We start from the raw sequence: 17,110 nt of genomic DNA on the forward strand, positions 1-17,110 counted from the left end.
CGGTCGGATGGTCGGTCGGCGAGTCGACTTCGGCTCCAGGGTGATCTCCAACAGCTGGTCGGCGACGATTTCCGGCGACAGTCGGGACCTCGACGAAGCGACGGCCGCCGCCGTGCTGCGCCAGCTGCGCGAATGGACACTCAACCCCAAAGCGATTGATGTGGATAAATCAATCAAAAGAAATGCCCTGATAAATATCAACTACGGGATGTGCCGCGAATCTGGCGAGCTTCACCTCATTACAAATCAAAGATTTGCTTGGGGGCGATCATGTTTTCAGGATTCGCGACGCGCTTTACTGCGCGAATGACGGCGCTTGTTCTGGTGGCGTCAATGCTGACGGGGTGTGCGGAGATCGATCGCAAGGGTGGCTACATCGATCAAATCGAAGATGCGGTTCTGTTTCGAGCTGATACAAAAACGCATCGACTACTACGGTCCTATCTTCTCGCCACAGTTCTTCTGACCGTCGCGCGCCGCCAGGGACACAACGATATTGATAGTACGGCGATTGCGGGAGCTCTGGAAGGCGCCCTTGCGATAGCCAATGAGGCGTATATGTGCCTTTATCCGGGCCTATATGAGCGAACCGACGACGCGGCGTCATTTCCGGTCGATCCGTCAAAACTGAAATCTCGAAATTCAATTGGCGGCCCTGATGAAATTACGATGTGGACGTCAGAAGGGCGTCTTGTCAGTGTAACGAAGCCAGCACAGCAGCCGCGTTGGTGTCAGTTCTTCGATGAGAAGATGTCTCGGCTCGACTACGCGCTTTTTCGACTTGCGGCAGTGACTCTATTCAATGGAGAAAGTCGACAGTCGTTGGCAGATATCCAAGCAAAGCTCATAGGCAGAATTCCAGTCATATCGGATACCGTAACCGCTGCCATCCACGTCAATAAGGCTGCCAACCAGATCACGTCTATCATCGACGATTTGCTTAACGTCGCGTTTACAAGCGCTGGACCTGTACTTGCGTTGCTCCCAGTCTATCGAGACTCATTAGAGCTCAACATGTGGGTCGTGACGGATTACTTTGCGTTGTCTTGTAAAGAGTATTGGCCCCAAACCTACGACGCCATCATTGCCGGATCGGCAACTGTACTTGATGCGGCTCCAGAATGTGCAGGGCTAGTTAGCGCAATCGCGGCACTTCGAAAGGGAAATGGGAATCCGAAAATATGGCGGGACTTCCTTAAGCAGATCAGTGCGGAATACGAGGGAGACTTCTCAAAAACGCTGCCGGTTGAGGCGTATCGGCCCCACTTCTTCTTGATATCACAACTGCTCGTGAGGTCATGTCGAAGCGTCCTGTCCGACGGGCAGAAGCCCAAGAGGTGTGAGCAAGTCTTAACTGATGCCTTGGAAAAAGCTGCGTTCAACGCAGACAACGCTACTGGCAGCTTGATTAATTCGGGAGGACCGCCCACTCCAGGTCGGTGGATGACTGTCTCACTTCCCTTACCCGGCGCGCGAATGGTGCAGCTTCGCCCACGCCGCTCGCTAGCTGGCAATCCTTCGGGGGGCGGCACCAGCCATGCTCCACTAAGGTCTGTCGGTTCCGCTCCTGTTTCAGCTGGCCCTGATTCGACTGGTTCGATTGGAAGGCCGCCTGCCCCAGAGACGCTACCTCAGCGTTGAGGCGGTTGGTCTAGGGACATGACCTTTACCGGCCTAATTTTTTGTTGCGCCCTAATATTCGGCTACCTCTACAAGGCCCTTGCCGCATTCCCCTTGAACAAAATCGGCCCGGTCGGACGACCGATCGGCGAGCCGCCTTCTGGCTCCAGCGTGATCTCGAACAGCTGATCCGGGACGGTTTCCGGCAGCGCTTCGAGATCGAGCTGCAGGGTGCGGGACTGGCTGGTGACGGCGATGGACTTCGGGCCGATGTCGCGATCCCACAGGGTCCAGACCTGCAGCGTGCGGCCGGCGGGCACGTCGATCGGGCGCAGCGGGATCAGTTCGACGCGGCCGTCGGAGAAGGTGTTGACGATGGCGCCGGTTTCCCTGGTAGCGTCGTTGACCAGCACGGCGACATAGATCGGCTTGCGCTGCGCCAGCGCGATCAGTTCGCGGCGGAGCTGGCGCGACGTTGCGAGTGCGCCGATCAGGATCACCACCAGCATCAAGGCCGCGAACACCCCGCCGATCCCGGTGCCGCGCCAGAAGCCGATATTGTCCCACAGTGTTGCGCCGCGCAGCGCGGCGCGGGCGCCGGGCAGCGGGATGGCGGGTTTGACCTTTGTGGAGTCGGCGATGCGGTCCCATAGTGCGGCGCTGGGGGCGAGCGCTTCGGCTGTGGCGTCGAGATCGGCCAATCGCTCGCGCCAGGTGCTGACGGCCCTGGCGAAATCGGTATCGTCGGTCATGCGCGCTTCGGCAGCGGCGAGCTCGGTGCCTTCGAGCAGGCCCATCACATAGTCGGCGGCGAGATCGTCGGTGGAATGCGTGTTGTCGTCGTGCATGCTCATCCCATGCACTCCTGCAGTGCGAACAGACTGCGGCGGACCCAGCTCTTCACGGTGCCCAAGGGCACCTTCAGCCGGCCGGCCAGTTCGCCATGGCTCATGCCGTGGACATAGGCCAGCACCACGACATCGCGGCGCGGCCGGTCGATGCGCTCTAGGCATTTGCGCAGCGCGGATGTCTCGGGCATCCGCGTCACGGTCGCCTCGCAGTCGATATCGAGCGCGCTGTCGTCGGACGCGTCATAGCGATGCTCGTTGCGGTGAATGCTGAGCGCGCGGTTGCGCACGACAGCATAGAGCCAGCCGCGGGCGCTGCCGCGATGCGGATCGAACGAGGCGGCCGCGCCCCAGATTCGCACGAAGGCATCGTGCACGGCTTCCTCCGCCAGATCCTGCCGGAACAGGATGCGGCGGGCGACGCCGATCATCTTCGGGGCTTCGCTGTTGTAGATCATCTGCAGAGCCGCCCGGTCGCCGGCGGCGCATCGCGCCAGCGCAGCCGACAGCTGTGCCTCGCGCGCGTGGTCGAGGCCCGCTTCGTCGCGCCGGGTCTCGGTGATGGTGCCATTCCCAGTCATGTCCATGCCCTTGCATGGTCAGTCTACCTTTGCCGCGCGCAATTGGATGCACCCAAATGAATTTATTTTCAGGGGCGTGCATCCAGTCGGCAGGGCCCGCCGGTAGTCCCTGTGTCGGTCCCGAGGGGACCGCGGAAACACAGGGAGCCACTTATGTCATTTCGTTCGCTTTTCGCCGCCTCCGCAGCATTGCTGCTGATCCCCGCGGCCGCCGCCAATGCCGCCCAGGTCGCAGCCCTGGTCGGTGGCGACACCATTGCGACGGTCGATACCGCACAGAAGAAGGCGACCGGGTCCGTCAAGGTCACTGGTATATCCGGTGCGCTGGTCGGCATCGACGTCCGTCCGGCCGACGGCATGCTCTATGGACTGGTCGATGACGGCACGATCGTCACCATCGCTGCGGACGGCAAGGCGACGGTGAAGTCGAAGCTCGACACCATGCTGGCCAAGGGCGTTGCCGCCACCGTTGACTTCAACCCGGTCGCGGATCGTCTGCGCGTGATGGGCTCGGATGGCATGAGCCTGCGCGCCAATGTCGACGACGGCAAGGTGACGAAGGACGGCGATCACAAATATGCCGAGACCGACATGCACAAGGGCGAGAAGCCCAACGTCATTGCCGGCGCCTATACCAATTCGGTGAAGGGCACCAAGGAGACCGCGCTGTTCAACATCGACGGCACCATCGGTGCGCTGGTCAAGCAGGCGCCGCCGAATGACGGCATCCTCGGCGCGGTCGGCAAACTCGGCATCAAGCCGGCGGCTGTCGCCTTCGATATCTGGTCGGATGGCACCAAAAATGAAGCCTGGCTGATGGCTGACGGCACGCTCTACTCGGTCGATCTCGCCACCGGCAAGGCGACCGAAGCCGCCAAGATCTCGGGCGTCACCGGCAAGGTGACGGATATCGCGATCATGGGCATGTAAGCTTCAGTCGATCGCTTCTATCACGATGCTGCGCTCGCAAGGGCGCGGCATCTCTATTTTCCGATTCCCAGATACGGCCGGATCATGTCGACCATCTTTTCGGCCGAGGTGCCGGGCGGAAAGAAGCCGAGATATTTTCCGTCGCGGTCCATCAGATAGACGAAGGCGGAGTGATCGACGGTGTAGTCGCCCGGTCTGTCGTGGAAATCGACGCGCTTGTAGTAGACGCGATAGGCTTCGGCGGCGGCATGAATCGCGGTAGTGCTGCCGGTCAGGCCGATCAGCTTCGGGTGAAACATCGGCACATATTGCGCCAGTTGCTCCCGGGTGTCGCGCTCGGGATCCAGAGTGATGAAGAGCGGCTGCACATGAGCGGCGTCAGCGCCAAGCCGGTCCATCGCCAGTCCGATGGCCTGCAGGTCGGTCGGGCAGATGTCCGGACAATAGGTGAAGCCGAAATACACCAGCAACAGCTGGCCGCGATAGTCGCGCTCGCTGCGGGCTTGACCCGACTGGTCGATAAGCTGGAACGCGCCGCCGATCGGCTCGCGACTCCACATCACTGCGTCCATCAATTCGGCTGCGGAACGGGACGACCCCTGCGCTGAGGCGGGCGCCGCACTCCAGCACCCGAGCCACAGCGCAGCCATGGCGGCTATGCCGGTCCGGCACCAGAAGGCGCGTGCGGCGCGCGAGGTCACGCGCTGAAGGTCAGGCGGCTGCCGGTCGAGACGTTAATGACGTTGTCCGGCATCTGCGCGCGCGCCTCGAGCAGGAAGTTCAGGCCGCTGCAATGCATCGGGATGACCACATCGGGCTCGAGCTTCTTGATCTCGCCGACGATCTGCTTGAGGTAGTCGGCAGGGGCAGGGCCGAGGTGAAAGCCGCCGACGACGGCATGCACCTTCTGCACACCCGATATCTCCTGCGCCTGCCGCACCGAATTGACGATGCCGACATGGCCGCAGGAGCTGATCACCACGAGCCCCTTGCCGCGGATGTTGAAGCAGGTGGCGTGTTCGTGGACGTGCTCGTCCGGCGCAAAATTGCCCTGCAGTTCGGCAGCGGTGTAGTGGCCATAGTCGCAGCCTGCGCTGTCTGGCTTGTAGTCCACGAAGGTGTTTGGCAGCACGCGCTCCACGCTGTTGCGCTTGATCTTGCCTGTGGTGAAGGCATGGCCCTCGATCACCGTCGGGGTTTCGCAGAGAACGGTCTGCACCTTCTGCGCGGCGATCTGCTTGCGGTCGAGGATGCCGCCTTCGCCGAACTGGCCGGTCGATGCGCGGCTGACGCGGTGGCAGAAATTATCCTCGCCGCCGGCGTAGAGTTTGATGTCGGGCGGCAAGACGTTGCGATATTGCTCGAGGAAGCCGATCAGTCCGCCGTAATGATCGATATGTCCGTGACTGACGATCAGCGCGTTGAGCGAGGCCGGATCGACCTTGAGCAACCCGATATTGTTGATGATCGCCGGCGAGGTGTAGCCGAAGTCGAGCAGGATATTACGCTTGTCCTGCTCACGCTGCGATTCCAGAAACAGCGACAGGCCCCACTCATTGTGCAGTACGTTGCGCGCATCGGCGCTGCGGGCCGGCCCCGGCCCCTCATGCACGACGCCATTCACCGTGCTGCCGCGCAGGAATTGATCGTGCTGCTGATCGACGAGCACGCGGATCGAGAGCCGATCGACCGTCGGCACCTGGATCGGCGCCGCGTTGGCAACCTCCACGCAGGAAAATCCGGCCGCAGCCATGCCAGCAAAGGCTGCCGAGGTCTTGAGAAAGTCGCGGCGGCGGATATCTGCGGTCATGGCATGTCTCCCGGAAATCATCCGCCTGTGCGGAGTTTCCGTTTGATAACAGACCGGATGCGCCACTGGCAGGGAATGATCTTTCGAAGATCATCGGAGGCGGAGCAAATTGCATTGACTTGATCCGATGATCCGGCAACATTTCATGCAGTCGCATTCAATCGGCCTTCGGTCGGGTTTGCGGGTTGCCTCATCACGCAAAACGGATTGAACGATGATCGATCTCTATTACTGGAGCACGCCGAACGGCCACAAGATCACGATCTTTCTTGAGGAGACGGGGCTCCCCTACAAGATCATTCCGGTGAATATCAGCAAGGGTGACCAGTTCAGGGACGAGTTTTTGGCCATCGCGCCGAACAATCGCATTCCGGCGCTGCTCGATCATGCGCCCAAGAGCGGCTCGAAACCGATCTCGGTGTTCGAGTCCGGCGCGATGCTGCTGTATCTCGCCGAGAAGACCGGGAAGTTCCTGTCCGATGATCTCGCTGTGCGCTATGATGCGATCCAGTGGGTGTTCTGGCAGATGGGCGGCCTCGGCCCGATGGCCGGACAGAACCATCACTTCCGCAACTACGCGCAGGAAAAGATCACTTACGCCATCGATCGCTATGTGAACGAGACCAACCGGCTCTATGGCGTGCTCAACAAGCGCCTCGCGGATCGCAAATTCATCGCCGGCGACTATTCGATTGCCGATATGGCGAGCTATCCCTGGATCGTGCCCTACAAGAACCAGGGCCAGGACATCAACGACTTCCCGCATCTCAAGCGCTGGCTCGAAACCATCGCCGAGCGGCCGGCGGTCAAGCGGGCTTACGAGATCGCCAAAGAGGTCAATCCGAATTTCGGCCAGCCGCCGATCCGCACCGACGAAGAGCGCAGGCTGCTGTTCGGCCAGACCTCGGCTGTGGTGAAGAGTTAGCTCAGAATTACGAGAAGCAATCATGGCGCTGCAACTGTTCGAACTGGTCGGCACCGAAGAAGATCGTCCCTTCAGCCCGTTCTGCTGGCGCATCCGGATGGCGCTGGCACATAAGGGCCTCGACGCCACATCGATCCCGTGGCGCTTCACCGAGAAGGACGCGATCAATAAGCACAAATCCGACAAGGTGCCGGTGCTGCTCGATGGTGAGCGCGCGGTCAACGACTCCTGGGCGATCGCCAATTATCTCGAGGACACCTATCCGGATCGCCCGTCACTGTTCGGCGGCGAGGGCGGCCGCGCCCTGGGGCGGATGCTGAACTGGTGGGGCGACACGGTCGTGGTTGCCGGCATGTTTCCATTCATCGTCGCGGATATTCATGGTCATCTGCGTCCGGTCGATCAGGTCTATTTCCGCGAGAGCCGCGAAGCGCGGTTCAAGAAGTCGCTGGAAGAGGTCGCATCCAATCGCGACACGGGCGTCGATGCCTTCCGCAAGTCGCTCGATCCGATGCGCCTCACGCTGAAGACGCAGCCGTTCCTTGGCGGGGTCGCACCAAACTATGCCGACTACATCGTGTTCGGCCCGTTCCAGTGGGCGCGTGCGATCTCGCCGTTCAAGCTGCTGGCGGAAGACGACGCGATCTATGCATGGCGCGAAAGAATGCTTGATGCTTTTAACGGCATGGCGCGGAACTCGGCGGGCTATCCGGTCTGAGTTCCACTCTCTATGGGCGATGAATTGAGCAACGCTGGTATTCATGTCCGCATACCAGCGTTGTTCTCGATGGTGCTTGGTGCCTTCGTGAAAATCCGAGGATATTCCCTGTAACTCTCGCTATAAGGGAATACCTCAACGATTCACGCTGTCTCACGCGCCAAGGTCTCTATGTCCGTTCCGCCTACCAATCTCGCCGACGATGCCGTGATGTTCGATCTTGCCCCGGTCTCGCTCTGGATCGAGGACTACAGCGATGTGAAGGGGCTGTTCGAACAGTGGCAGGCGCAGGGCGTCGACGACATCGAGACATTCCTGCTCGCCAATCCCGAGCGGGTCCGTGAGTGCTCGCAGCACATCCGCATTCTCAAGGTCAATCGCAAGACGCTGTCACTGTTCGGCGCGCGCGACCTGTCTCACCTGACGCTCAGTCTCGGTCTGGTGATGCGTGACGATACGTTCAAGAGCCATGTGTCGGAACTGGCCCAGCTCTGGAGCGGCCGGAATCATTTTTCCAGCCATACGGTCAACTACACGCTGAAGGGCGAGCGCCTCGACATCCAGCTGCACGGCATTGTTCTTCCCGGGCATGAAGAGCGCTGGGATCGCGTGATGATCGCCATCGAGGATGTGACCGAACGCGAAGGCGCGCGTCGTCGCCTCGCGGAGAGCGAGAATTATGCGTTCGGCCTGTTCGCGCATTCGCCGGTGTCGCTGTGGGTCGAGGATTTCAGCGGCGTCAAGCGCCTGGTGGACGACGTCCGCGCGCGCGGCATCGAGGATTTTCGCGTGTTCACGGATGTGCACGAGGAATTCGTTTTGCGCTGCATGAGCGAGATCCGTGTGCTCGACGTCAACAGCCGCACGCTCGAACTGTTCGGCGCGCCCGACAAGGACACGTTGCTCCGTCAGTTGTCGGATGTGTTTCGCGACGAGATGGAGCCGCATTTCCGCGAACAGTTGATCGACCTCTGGGAGGGCAAGCTGTTCCAGCAGCGTGAGGTCGTCAACTACGCGCTCGACGGCACCAAGCTGCATCTGCTGCTGCAGTTCTCGGTATTGCCCGGGCATGAGCGCGACTGGTCACAGGTGCAGGTCGCGCTGACCGACATCACCGCGCGCAAGAAGGCGGAAGCCTATCTGGAATATCTCGGCACCCACGACGTATTGACGCGCACCACGAACCGCTCGTTCTTCGTGGACGAACTCAACCGGCTCGAACGCAAGGGATCGCAACCGGTCACCGTGATCATTGCCGATCTCAACGCGCTGAAAGCTGCCAATGACGATCTTGGCCATGCCGCAGGTGACGGGTTGCTGCGCCGTGCCGGCGAGGTGTTTGGCGAACTGGTCGAAAAGCCGGCGACGGTGTCGCGCATCGGCGGCGACGAATTCGCCATCTTGCTGCCCGGAGTCGATGCTGCCGGCGGCGAAGCTGTGCTTGCCTCGCTGGCGCGACTGATCGAGGTCAACAATCAGTACTATCCTGATCTGACGCTGAGCCTCTCCACCGGGATTGCCACCAGCCGGACCGGCGAGCGGCTCGAAGCCGTGGTCAAGCGCGCCGATATGGAAATGCTGCAAGCCAAGCGCAGCTACTATGCGCAACCCGATCGTGACCGGCGCAGTGCGGGCATGGTGTAAGCAGGCTGCGGGAGCCGATGCGCAATCGCGCGCCATGCGGATCAGCACGTCCGTCAGGTCGTGGCGTGCGCTGCCGCTGCCTTCGCGCGCAGGCAGTCGCGGCACAGGCAATCGCCGCCTGTGGTCGGCATCGGCAGTTTCACGGTCTCCTCGGCGCACCAGCAATTGCCCGACAGGTCGCAGCCGAATTCAGTCCCGCAGTCCGAGCAGGTGAGGCTGCGGCTGAGCGGCTTTAAGCTTTCTGTCCGATAATTCATGAAAGCAGCCCAAATTTCAGCGCGATTTTCATGCCGGGTTCATCTGTTCCACCCGTATATCTGGGGTGTCGCCTTTGATGTTCCAATGCATCATAGGACGAAGGCAGAGTGAGGGAAACCCGATGGCCCGCGACCCGCAAGGTGCGCTGATCGCGCTGAACCGATTCGGCTTCGGCGCGCGGGGTGGCGCTTCCGGCGACATCGTCAATGCGGCCTCCGATCCCCGCGGCTTCGTGAAGGCCGAGCTGGCGCGCCCCAACGCGGCGCTGCTGGAATTACCGGGCCTGCAATCCACGACCGAGCTGGGGCAGGCGATGTTCGCCTATCAGCTCGAAGTGAAAACGGCACGCGAGGCGGCGCTGAAGACGCCGGGGCTGGTGCCGGTTGAAGCGCCGCCGGCTGCGATGGACAGGAAGCCGGAAGCTCCCGCGATGACCGGCAACACCACCATGACAGTGCAGCCTGACGCACCGAAGCCGCCGCCGGCCGTCGCGCTGCCGCCGAATGTGGTGCAGAAGACCTATCGTGCAGAAGCGCTGGCGCGGATCCAGCGCGCGACCATTACCGAGGGTGGCTTTGTCGAACGCCTCGTCGTGTTCTGGTCGAACCATTTCTGCATCTCGGCCAGCAAGGGCGACCCGGCGCGGATGTGGGCTGGCTCTTTCGAACGCGAGGCGATCCGCCCCTATGTGCTGGGCAAATTTGCCGACATGCTGAAAGCCGTCGAACAGCATCCGGCGATGCTGTTCTTTCTCGACAACCAGCAATCGATCGGCCCGAATTCGAAAGCCGGTGAGAGGGGCAAGCGCGGCCTCAATGAAAATCTCGCACGCGAGATCATGGAGCTGCATACGCTCGGCGTCGGCGGCGGTTACACGCAGGCCGATGTGACGTCGCTGGCGCGCATCATCACCGGCTGGACCTTTGCCGGCCGCGAAGGAAAGATCGGCACGCCCGGCAGCTTCGCCTTCAACGCCAATGCGCATGAACCGGGGCCGCAGCAATTGCTGGGCAAGACTTATGACGACAACGGCGTCGCGCAAGGCGAAGCCGCGCTCGCCGATCTTGCGCGGCAGCCATCGACGGCGACATTCATCGCCAGGAAATTCGCGCAGCATTTCGTGGCTGATGCGCCGCCGCCGGCACTGCTGGCGCGGCTGGAAGGCGTGTTCAAAAAGACCGACGGCGATCTGAAGGCGCTGGCGCTGGCGCTGCTCGACTCCAATGAAGCCTGGCAGATGCCGATGGCCAAGCTGCGCACGCCCTATGAATATCTGATCTCCACCGGCCGCCTGCTGGCGCGTATCCCGGAAGATCCCGGCCGTTACTTTGCGGGGCTGCAGACGCTTGGTCAGCCGCTGTGGACACCGCCGGGGCCGAACGGCTTTCCGGACGGCAATGCCGCCTGGGCCGTCCCCGAAGGCATGAAGCTGCGGCTCGATCTCGCAGCACAGGTTTCGTCGCGCATCCCCGACAGTATCGATCCGCGCGAGATGCTCGACGTGGTCGCCGGCGAGGCGGCCTCGTCCGAAACACGACAGACGATCGCGCGCGCGGAGACGCGGCAGCAGGCACTGACGCTGCTGCTGATGTCGCCGGAATTTCAGAGGAGATGACGATGGACTGCTGTGAAAGCCGCATGCTCGGCCCCACACGCCGCTCGCTTCTGTTATCAGGCGCGGCCTTTGCCGCCTGGGCCTATCTGCCGAAATTCGCTAGGGCCGCCGACGCGCGCGATCCGCGCCTGATCGTGGTGATCCTGCGCGGCGCGCTCGATGGTCTGGCCACCGTCGCGCCGCTCGGCGATCCCGATTATGCCGGTCTGCACGGCTCGATTGCGCTGGCGAAGGATGGCCCGAACGCAGCCATCGTGCTGGACTCGTTCTTCGGCATGCATCCAGCGATGCCGGAATTTGCGCGGATGTATGGCGACAAGAAAGCTGCCGTGGTCCATGCGGTGGCGACGTCCTATCGCGAACGTTCGCATTTCGACGGCCAGGACGTGCTGGAGAGCGGCTATGCCGGCCCCGGCCGCGTGCAGTCGGGCTGGCTCAATCGCGCCATTGAATCGTTGCCGCGTGGCGAACGCGTCCCGTCCGGTCTTGCGATCGGACCGACCACGCCGCTGGTGCTCCGCGGCGCCGCGCCGACCGTCGGATGGGCGCCGGTCAATCTGCCCAATGCGGCCGATGATACAGCGATGCGGCTGATGCAACTCTATCAGGACCGCGATCCCGCTTTGGCGACGGCCCTGTCGCAGGGCCTGAAGCTCGACAAGATCGCCGTCGGCGATGACATGAAACCGAAGGGCGGCGGGAATGCCGTAGCGGCGATGCGCCAGGTCGCACGCGGCGCGGCGAAGCTGATGGCCGCCGATGATGGCCCGCGCATCGCGGCGCTCGCCTTCGATGGATGGGACACCCATGCGCAGGAAGGCGGGCCGGTCGGGCGCCTCGCGCAATTGCTCGGCGGTCTCGATGGCGCACTGTCGGAATTCGAGAGCGGGCTTGGGCCGCATTGGCGCGACACGGTGGTAGTGGTGGCCACGGAGTTCGGCCGCACCGCCAAGATCAACGGCACTGCCGGCACCGACCACGGTACCGGCACGATTGCGTTGCTTGCGGGTGGTGCGGTCAAGGGCGGCCGCGTGATTGCGGACTGGCCGGGCCTCGCGAATGGCAAGCTCTATGAAGCCCGCGATCTCGCCCCGACGACCGACCTGCGCGCGATCTTCAAGGGCGTGCTCCACGATCACCTCGGCATCAGCGAACGTGCACTGGCCGAGCAGGTGTTTCCTGACAGTGTGCTGGTGAAGCCGGCGAAAGGATTGGTGGCTTAACCGACGGCTAGAGGGAGCTCTTACTTTCCCCTCTCCCCCAGCGGAGCGAAGCTCCGCGCAGTGGGAGAGGGTGCCTGAGTGAAGCGAAGGCGGGAGAGGGTCTGCCGTAAGCGCGATAGACCCTCTCCCGTCTCGACCGCTGTCGCGGTCGATCTACCCTCTCCCGCGGCGCGCGGCTTTGCCGCGCTGGGGGAGAGGGGAAGAATCTGCGCGTTAATTACCCCAGCGTGATCCCGTCGATCTCCGTCATCTCCTCCGCCGTCAGCTTCCACTGCGCCGCCTTCACATTTTGCTCGATCTGCTCGGGCGATGATGCGCCGGCGATGACGCTGGAGACTTGCGGGCGGGCGGCGAGCCACGAGAAGGCGAGCTCAAGCATCGAATGGCCGCGCGCGCTGACAAAGGCCTGCAGTTGATCGACCAAGGCGATGTTGCGCGGGTTCAGATAGCGCTCCTGCATATAGGGGGTCTTGCCGAAGCGCGTATCGGCGGGGACGTTCTTCAGGCCGGCATATTTACCGGTCAGCATGCCGCCGGCGAGCGGGAAGAACGGCAGCAGGCCGAGATTGAAATGCTGCGCGGCCGGCAGCAGGTCCTTCTCGATGTCGCGGACGACGAGACTGTATTCGTCCTGGCACGACACGAAGGGCGCAACGCCCATCTGGCGCGCGGCCATCTCGGCTTCGGCGATGCGCCAAGCCGGGAAGTTGGAATTGCCGATATAGCGCACCTTGCCCTGGCGGACGAGGTCGTCGAGCGTGCGCAGCGTCTCCTCGATGGGCGTCAGCGCATCGTAATCGTGCTGCTGATACAGATCGATATAGTCGGTCTTCAACCGCTTCAGGCTGGCCTCGACGGCGCTCATGATGTAGCGGCGCGAGGCGCCCTGCTTGCTGCCGTCATTGCTCATTGGCTTGCCGTATTTCGTCGCCAGCACGATGTCCTTGCGGCGATCGCCCAGCACTTCGCCCAGCACCGTCTCGGAACCACCCATGCCGGCATAGATGTCGGCGGTGTCGAACAGCGTGATGCCGAGATCGATCGCCTTGTGGATGACCTTGCGCGCGGTCTCCAGATCGGTGCGCTGGCCGAAATTGTTGCAGCCGAGACCGACGGCGGAGACGCGAAGGCCGGAGCGGCCGAGATTGCGGATTTCCATGATGAGTGTGCCTTGTGAGGGAAGCGCGGACCAAGGTTATGGCGCGCGCCTCGTCGCGCAGCAAGACGCGCTGCATCATGGGAGTCGCGCGGGCGCTCAGGCGATGGCGGAAGCGGACTCGGGCGGTTGAGCTTCGGGCGCGGGCAGGGCGGTCGGGGTCTTCCGCGGCGGGCCGGCGCGCAGGGCGGCGGATGTCATGCGCCGTACGGCGTTTTCCGCGTTACGCGTGATGGTCTTGCGATCAGCGGACATGTCATAGGCGACGGCCTCGCCCCAGCTTACGACGACGTCGATGGCGCCCGACGACAGGATACCGATGAAATGCGGGATCAGATCGATGTCGCCATACCATGCCACGTTTTCGCGAAAGGCGCGGCCGACCGGCAATCCACCGAAGCCGACATAGGCGATCGACATCGGCTGCACCGTGATCTCTTTGTGATGCGTAGAATCGCCGAGCGCGTGATGCACCGAGCCGACCAGCGCCGAGCGGAACGGCAGCACGCGCATGCCGTCGCTGGAGGTACCCTCCGCGAACAGGACCACCGCGTCGCCGGACAGCATGCGGTCGCCGATTTCCTGCGCCGTCGTGCCGGTCTTCTGCCGGCGTTCGCGCTCGACAAAAATCGTGCGCTGCAGTTTGGCGAGCCAGCCGAACACGGGCCATTTGGCAACTTCGCTCTTGGCGACGAACACCACGGGCGCCCTGGCGCCGATGATGATGATGTCGAGCCATGAGACGTGATTGGAGAGGATCAGTACCGGCGTGTCCGTCGTCCGCTTGCCGACTTCGTGAATGCGCACCCCAATCAATGCGCAAAGGACGCGGTGAAACAGATGCGGAATACTCTGCTGCCAGCGCAGGCCGAAGGCCAGTGCGATCAGCTGAAACGGCGCCAGCAGCAGCGTCAGCATGGTCAAGGAGATCAGGACGGCGGCGAAACGGATCATGGGTTTATTATACCGGGGCCGACTTCAGCAGGCAAAGTCAGTTGCATGAATTAAGAGAAACCACGGCAAAAAGAAGCGGTCCCGGTCAGCGCGGCAACTGACGGAGACCGCTGGGGAAGCACCCGATTGGCGACGGGGGGAAGCAACCGGCTGCATGAGGAGCCTAGCCGGGGCGAGTGACATCGCCATGACAACCCGGGATATCCACAGATAGTATTGCCGGCTATTCGGCTGCATCCAGCCGGTGGGAGCCGAACACGTCGCCCTCACGCAGCGCCAGATAATAGTCGCGCTCCGAGAGGTCGTCAGTGTGACGGATGAGGTCGGTCACCGGAGTGTAGCTCAGCATCCGTCCGCCATCGGGCAGCACGGCGCAACTCAGCCGCAGCACCCGGCCATTGGCGAGGCGCAACGTCGTCGGCGTGGAAGTGCCGGCGCGGATCATCTCGACGCGCCTGGCGATGAAGCTGTCGACCTCGTCGTCGGGGAGGGCGTAAGCGTGGATATCGCGCGCGTGATACATCAGCGCGATCAGCGGCGGCTTGCTGTCAGCCTTCTCGTCGGGGAGCGTGAAGTAGTCGCGGAAGGCGCGGTTGATGAATTCGGCGCGGGTGTCGGCATTGAGAAGCACGACACCGATATCGATCTGGTCAAGTGCAGCCGAAAGGCGCTGGGCAGTGGCGTGCTGCTCGTTCTCGCGGGCCCGGGCCGCGCGTCGCAGCCGGAAGAGGCGGATTGCCAAAGTAATCCCGACGGCTGCGATCACAATGATCGCCGTTTCAATTCCCGGATCGAGAATCAGTCGCCAATCGTACTGCATCGGCTGTACCTGTGTCCGTACAAAGGTAAGAAACGCAGGTTGGCCTCTGGTTGCAAAAAGGCCCACAATTTCCCGGCGGTATAGCTAACGGCGCGTGAAGAGTCCGGCATCATTTTCCTCTTGTTCGCTTCAAATGCTATCGATGCCACCGGAACCGGCGCCGGCCCCTGAATGTTAGCGCCGGGATTTAAAAAGGACCCCGATCGAATGCCCTTCACCATTCCGCCGCTGCTGCTGCCGATTTTGATGCTGCTGGCCTCGAATATCTTCATGACCTTCGCATGGTATGGCCATCTCAAATTCAAGGATCACTCGTTGCCCCTCGTCATCATGGTGAGCTGGGGCATTGCCTTCTTCGAATATTGGCTGGCGGTGCCCGCCAATCGCTGGGGCAGCGAAGTCTACAATGCCGCCCAGCTCAAGACGATGCAGGAAGTCATCACGCTGGTCGTGTTTGCTGCATTTTCGGTGCTGTATCTGAAGGAGCCGCTCGGCTGGAATCACGCGCTGGGCTTTGCCTTCATCGCGCTCGGGGCGTTCTTCATTTTCCACAAGTGGTCGTAGCAGCGACCGCTTACTTCCCGGCTGGCGTAATCCGCAAGATTCGTCCTGCCGAACTATCCGTCAGCAGCCACAGTGCGCCGTCCGGTCCTTGCCGGACGTCGCGGATGCGTTCGTTGAGATTTTGCAGGACGCGCTCTTCGGACGTGACCGTGTTTCCGTTGAGCTGTAGCCGCACCAGCATCTGGCCTGCCAGCGCGCCGGTGAACAGGCTGCCCCGCCAGCGCGGGAAGAGATCGCCGGTATAGAACGTCATGCCGGACAGGGCGATCGACGGCACCCAGTATTTCACCGGCTGCTCCATACCTGCCTTCGACGTGGTTTCGTGGATCTTCGCGCCGGAATAGTCGATGCCGTAGCCGATCACAGGCCAGCCGTAATTCTTGCCCTTGCCGATGATGTTCACTTCATCGCCGCCGCGCGGCCCGTGCTCGGTCTCCCACAACTCACCGGTCGCCGGATTAATGGCGAGGCCTTGCTGGTTGCGATGACCGTAGCTCCAGATCTCCGGCCTGGCGCCGTCGCGGCCGACAAACGGATTGTCCTTCGGTACCGAGCCATCCGGCGCGATGCGGATCAGCTTGCCGAGATGATTGTCGAGACTCTGTGCCTGATCGCGGCCGCTATAGTGCTCGCCGAGCGTGACGAACAGGTTGCTGTCAGGCGCCTGAACAATACGGCAGCCGTGGTGATTGCCCGACGACAGTGGGCCGTCCTGGCGAAAGATCACCTTCATGTCGTCGAGACGCGGCGTATTGCCGTCGATGAGCTTGCCGCGCGCCACGGCGGTGCGACCGCCGCTGCCCGAACGTTCCGAGTAGCAGAAGTAGATCGTGGTATTCTGCGCGTAGTCCTTGTCGGTGATGACATCGAGCAAACCGCCCTGGCCGCCGGCCATCACCTCGGGCACGCCTTTCACCGCAGGCGACAACCGTCCCTGCGGCGAGACGATACGGATGCGGCCGGGCCGTTCGGTGACCAGCATGCGGCCCTCGGGCAGGAAGGCCAATGCCCATGGATAAGCGAGACCGGAGGCGACGGTCTGTACTTCGAGCCTGCCGGCCGACGAGCCGAACGAGGTGTTTTCGCCGCGGGTGGTCGTGGCGATCAGAAGGGTCGCGGTCACGACGATAGCCGCCGTCAACGTGACAGTGACCCAGATCACGGGCCTTTTCATCGGTATGGCTCCATCACGGAGTCGCAGGTTGCATAAGCGATGCGCGGCATCGCGGCTGAGTGTTTATGAGTTGTGGGGACCGTCAGAGCGGCATCGCACTCGCCACCGGGATCGACATCACGGTGAGGGCGAGGATGACGCAGAGCGACAGACAGCCAACCGCGAGCGACGCCGCGACGGCGTGGGTCAACCGGGTGGATGCGATGGACGTGGGGCGCGCCTGAAATCCTGCACCCACGCGAAGCGACCGTATCATGGCCGTAAATCCTT

Annotated in this window: 19 protein-coding genes; 9 read left to right on the plus strand and 10 right to left on the minus strand. The window is 62.3% G+C overall.

What is annotated here, in order from left to right:
• Positions 1-7 precede the first annotated feature (7 nt).
• On the plus strand, positions 8-310 hold the full coding sequence (locus AB8A50_RS27400; protein ID WP_439079570.1) for a hypothetical protein: 303 nt from the start codon (positions 8-10) through the stop codon (positions 308-310).
• Positions 271-1,641: a hypothetical protein gene (locus AB8A50_RS27405; protein WP_439062355.1), complete on the plus strand. Its 1,371-nt coding sequence runs from the start codon at positions 271-273 to the stop codon at positions 1,639-1,641. The genes AB8A50_RS27400 and AB8A50_RS27405 overlap by 40 nt, the downstream gene beginning before the upstream one ends.
• Before the next feature lie 68 nt (positions 1,642-1,709).
• Here AB8A50_RS27405 and AB8A50_RS27410 read toward each other — a convergent pair whose 3' ends face one another.
• Together AB8A50_RS27410 and AB8A50_RS27415 are read right to left on the minus strand one after the other, a co-directional pair.
• On the minus strand, positions 1,710-2,474 hold the full coding sequence (locus AB8A50_RS27410) for an anti-sigma factor (RefSeq protein ID WP_439079571.1): 765 nt from the start codon (positions 2,472-2,474) through the stop codon (positions 1,710-1,712).
• Entirely contained in the window at positions 2,471-3,049 is a 579-nt protein-coding gene (locus AB8A50_RS27415) for a sigma-70 family RNA polymerase sigma factor (RefSeq protein WP_231077916.1), read from the minus strand. The genes AB8A50_RS27410 and AB8A50_RS27415 overlap by 4 nt, the downstream gene beginning before the upstream one ends.
• Positions 3,050-3,202: 153 nt before the next feature.
• Here AB8A50_RS27415 and AB8A50_RS27420 point away from each other — a divergent pair, with 153 nt between their 5' ends.
• Positions 3,203-3,979: a DUF4394 domain-containing protein gene (locus AB8A50_RS27420; protein ID WP_439079572.1), complete on the plus strand. Its 777-nt coding sequence runs from the start codon at positions 3,203-3,205 to the stop codon at positions 3,977-3,979.
• 53 nt (positions 3,980-4,032) lie between these two features.
• Here the strand turns inward: AB8A50_RS27420 and AB8A50_RS27425 are convergent, their stop codons facing one another.
• Positions 4,033-4,629 (minus strand): SCO family protein, encoded by a 597-nt coding sequence (locus AB8A50_RS27425; protein WP_439080043.1) that lies wholly within the window; start codon positions 4,627-4,629, stop codon positions 4,033-4,035.
• A 47-nt stretch (positions 4,630-4,676) separates the two neighbouring features.
• Entirely contained in the window at positions 4,677-5,789 is a 1,113-nt protein-coding gene (locus AB8A50_RS27430) for an MBL fold metallo-hydrolase (RefSeq protein WP_439079573.1), read from the minus strand.
• A gap of 214 nt (positions 5,790-6,003) precedes the next feature.
• Here AB8A50_RS27430 and AB8A50_RS27435 point away from each other — a divergent pair, with 214 nt between their 5' ends.
• From AB8A50_RS27435 to AB8A50_RS27445, 3 genes are all read left to right on the plus strand, one after another.
• Complete coding sequence (locus AB8A50_RS27435) at positions 6,004-6,714, plus strand: glutathione binding-like protein (protein WP_439079574.1); 711 nt, start codon at positions 6,004-6,006, stop codon at positions 6,712-6,714.
• A gap of 22 nt (positions 6,715-6,736) precedes the next feature.
• A complete protein-coding gene (locus tag AB8A50_RS27440; RefSeq protein WP_439079575.1) occupies positions 6,737-7,432 on the plus strand; it encodes a glutathione S-transferase family protein in 696 nt (231 codons plus the stop codon).
• 171 nt (positions 7,433-7,603) lie between these two features.
• A complete protein-coding gene (locus tag AB8A50_RS27445) occupies positions 7,604-9,076 on the plus strand; it encodes a diguanylate cyclase domain-containing protein (protein ID WP_439062361.1) in 1,473 nt (490 codons plus the stop codon).
• A gap of 53 nt (positions 9,077-9,129) precedes the next feature.
• Here AB8A50_RS27445 and AB8A50_RS27450 read toward each other — a convergent pair whose 3' ends face one another.
• Entirely contained in the window at positions 9,130-9,333 is a 204-nt protein-coding gene (locus AB8A50_RS27450; protein ID WP_439079576.1) for a cysteine-rich CWC family protein, read from the minus strand.
• Between the two features lie 122 nt (positions 9,334-9,455).
• On the opposite strand from AB8A50_RS27450, the gene AB8A50_RS27455 reads away from it, so the two are divergent.
• Both AB8A50_RS27455 and AB8A50_RS27460 read left to right on the plus strand, forming a co-directional pair.
• Positions 9,456-10,949: a DUF1800 domain-containing protein gene (locus AB8A50_RS27455; protein WP_439079577.1), complete on the plus strand. Its 1,494-nt coding sequence runs from the start codon at positions 9,456-9,458 to the stop codon at positions 10,947-10,949.
• Positions 10,946-12,172, plus strand: a complete 1,227-nt coding sequence (locus AB8A50_RS27460; protein ID WP_439079578.1) for a DUF1501 domain-containing protein — start codon at positions 10,946-10,948, stop codon at positions 12,170-12,172. The genes AB8A50_RS27455 and AB8A50_RS27460 overlap by 4 nt, the downstream gene beginning before the upstream one ends.
• Positions 12,173-12,389: 217 nt before the next feature.
• On the opposite strand, the gene AB8A50_RS27465 is transcribed toward AB8A50_RS27460, so the two are convergent.
• The 3 genes from AB8A50_RS27465 to AB8A50_RS27475 form a co-directional block, all read right to left on the minus strand.
• Positions 12,390-13,331: an aldo/keto reductase gene (locus tag AB8A50_RS27465; protein WP_439079579.1), complete on the minus strand. Its 942-nt coding sequence runs from the start codon at positions 13,329-13,331 to the stop codon at positions 12,390-12,392.
• 96 nt (positions 13,332-13,427) lie between these two features.
• Entirely contained in the window at positions 13,428-14,282 is an 855-nt protein-coding gene (locus tag AB8A50_RS27470) for a lysophospholipid acyltransferase family protein (RefSeq protein ID WP_439079580.1), read from the minus strand.
• 223 nt (positions 14,283-14,505) lie between these two features.
• Entirely contained in the window at positions 14,506-15,102 is a 597-nt protein-coding gene (locus AB8A50_RS27475; protein WP_439079581.1) for a PAS-domain containing protein, read from the minus strand.
• A gap of 207 nt (positions 15,103-15,309) precedes the next feature.
• Between AB8A50_RS27475 and AB8A50_RS27480 the strand changes: the two genes are divergently transcribed.
• Positions 15,310-15,666, plus strand: a complete 357-nt coding sequence (locus AB8A50_RS27480) for a DMT family protein (RefSeq protein WP_068731204.1) — start codon at positions 15,310-15,312, stop codon at positions 15,664-15,666.
• Between the two features lie 10 nt (positions 15,667-15,676).
• Here the strand turns inward: AB8A50_RS27480 and AB8A50_RS27485 are convergent, their stop codons facing one another.
• Positions 15,677-16,840 carry a PQQ-dependent sugar dehydrogenase gene (locus tag AB8A50_RS27485; protein ID WP_439079582.1) on the minus strand — a complete coding sequence of 388 codons (1,164 nt, stop codon included), beginning with the start codon at positions 16,838-16,840 and terminating at the stop codon, positions 15,677-15,679.
• Positions 16,841-16,922: 82 nt separating this feature from the next.
• A complete protein-coding gene (locus tag AB8A50_RS27490; protein WP_175367576.1) occupies positions 16,923-17,096 on the minus strand; it encodes a hypothetical protein in 174 nt (57 codons plus the stop codon).
• Positions 17,097-17,110: the final 14 nt, after the last annotated feature.

Source organism: Tardiphaga sp. 841_E9_N1_2 (genome assembly GCF_051811065.1).
Classification (GTDB): Bacteria; Pseudomonadota; Alphaproteobacteria; order Rhizobiales; family Xanthobacteraceae; genus Tardiphaga; species Tardiphaga robiniae.

Coding starts and splice junctions, on each gene's coding strand:
- AB8A50_RS27400 (WP_439079570.1), top strand. CDS start 8: ATGGTCGGTCGGCGAGTCGACTTCGGCTCCAGGGTGATCTCCAACAGC.
- AB8A50_RS27405 (WP_439062355.1), top strand. CDS start 271: ATGTTTTCAGGATTCGCGACGCGCTTTACTGCGCGAATGACGGCGCTT.
- AB8A50_RS27410 (WP_439079571.1), bottom strand. CDS start 2,474: ATGAGCATGCACGACGACAACACGCATTCCACCGACGATCTCGCCGCC.
- AB8A50_RS27415 (WP_231077916.1), bottom strand. CDS start 3,049: ATGACTGGGAATGGCACCATCACCGAGACCCGGCGCGACGAAGCGGGC.
- AB8A50_RS27420 (WP_439079572.1), top strand. CDS start 3,203: ATGTCATTTCGTTCGCTTTTCGCCGCCTCCGCAGCATTGCTGCTGATC.
- AB8A50_RS27425 (WP_439080043.1), bottom strand. CDS start 4,629: ATGGCTGCGCTGTGGCTCGGGTGCTGGAGTGCGGCGCCCGCCTCAGCG.
- AB8A50_RS27430 (WP_439079573.1), bottom strand. CDS start 5,789: ATGACCGCAGATATCCGCCGCCGCGACTTTCTCAAGACCTCGGCAGCC.
- AB8A50_RS27435 (WP_439079574.1), top strand. CDS start 6,004: ATGATCGATCTCTATTACTGGAGCACGCCGAACGGCCACAAGATCACG.
- AB8A50_RS27440 (WP_439079575.1), top strand. CDS start 6,737: ATGGCGCTGCAACTGTTCGAACTGGTCGGCACCGAAGAAGATCGTCCC.
- AB8A50_RS27445 (WP_439062361.1), top strand. CDS start 7,604: ATGTCCGTTCCGCCTACCAATCTCGCCGACGATGCCGTGATGTTCGAT.
- AB8A50_RS27450 (WP_439079576.1), bottom strand. CDS start 9,333: ATGAATTATCGGACAGAAAGCTTAAAGCCGCTCAGCCGCAGCCTCACC.
- AB8A50_RS27455 (WP_439079577.1), top strand. CDS start 9,456: ATGGCCCGCGACCCGCAAGGTGCGCTGATCGCGCTGAACCGATTCGGC.
- AB8A50_RS27460 (WP_439079578.1), top strand. CDS start 10,946: ATGACGATGGACTGCTGTGAAAGCCGCATGCTCGGCCCCACACGCCGC.
- AB8A50_RS27465 (WP_439079579.1), bottom strand. CDS start 13,331: ATGGAAATCCGCAATCTCGGCCGCTCCGGCCTTCGCGTCTCCGCCGTC.
- AB8A50_RS27470 (WP_439079580.1), bottom strand. CDS start 14,282: ATGATCCGTTTCGCCGCCGTCCTGATCTCCTTGACCATGCTGACGCTG.
- AB8A50_RS27475 (WP_439079581.1), bottom strand. CDS start 15,102: ATGCAGTACGATTGGCGACTGATTCTCGATCCGGGAATTGAAACGGCG.
- AB8A50_RS27480 (WP_068731204.1), top strand. CDS start 15,310: ATGCCCTTCACCATTCCGCCGCTGCTGCTGCCGATTTTGATGCTGCTG.
- AB8A50_RS27485 (WP_439079582.1), bottom strand. CDS start 16,840: ATGAAAAGGCCCGTGATCTGGGTCACTGTCACGTTGACGGCGGCTATC.
- AB8A50_RS27490 (WP_175367576.1), bottom strand. CDS start 17,096: ATGATACGGTCGCTTCGCGTGGGTGCAGGATTTCAGGCGCGCCCCACG.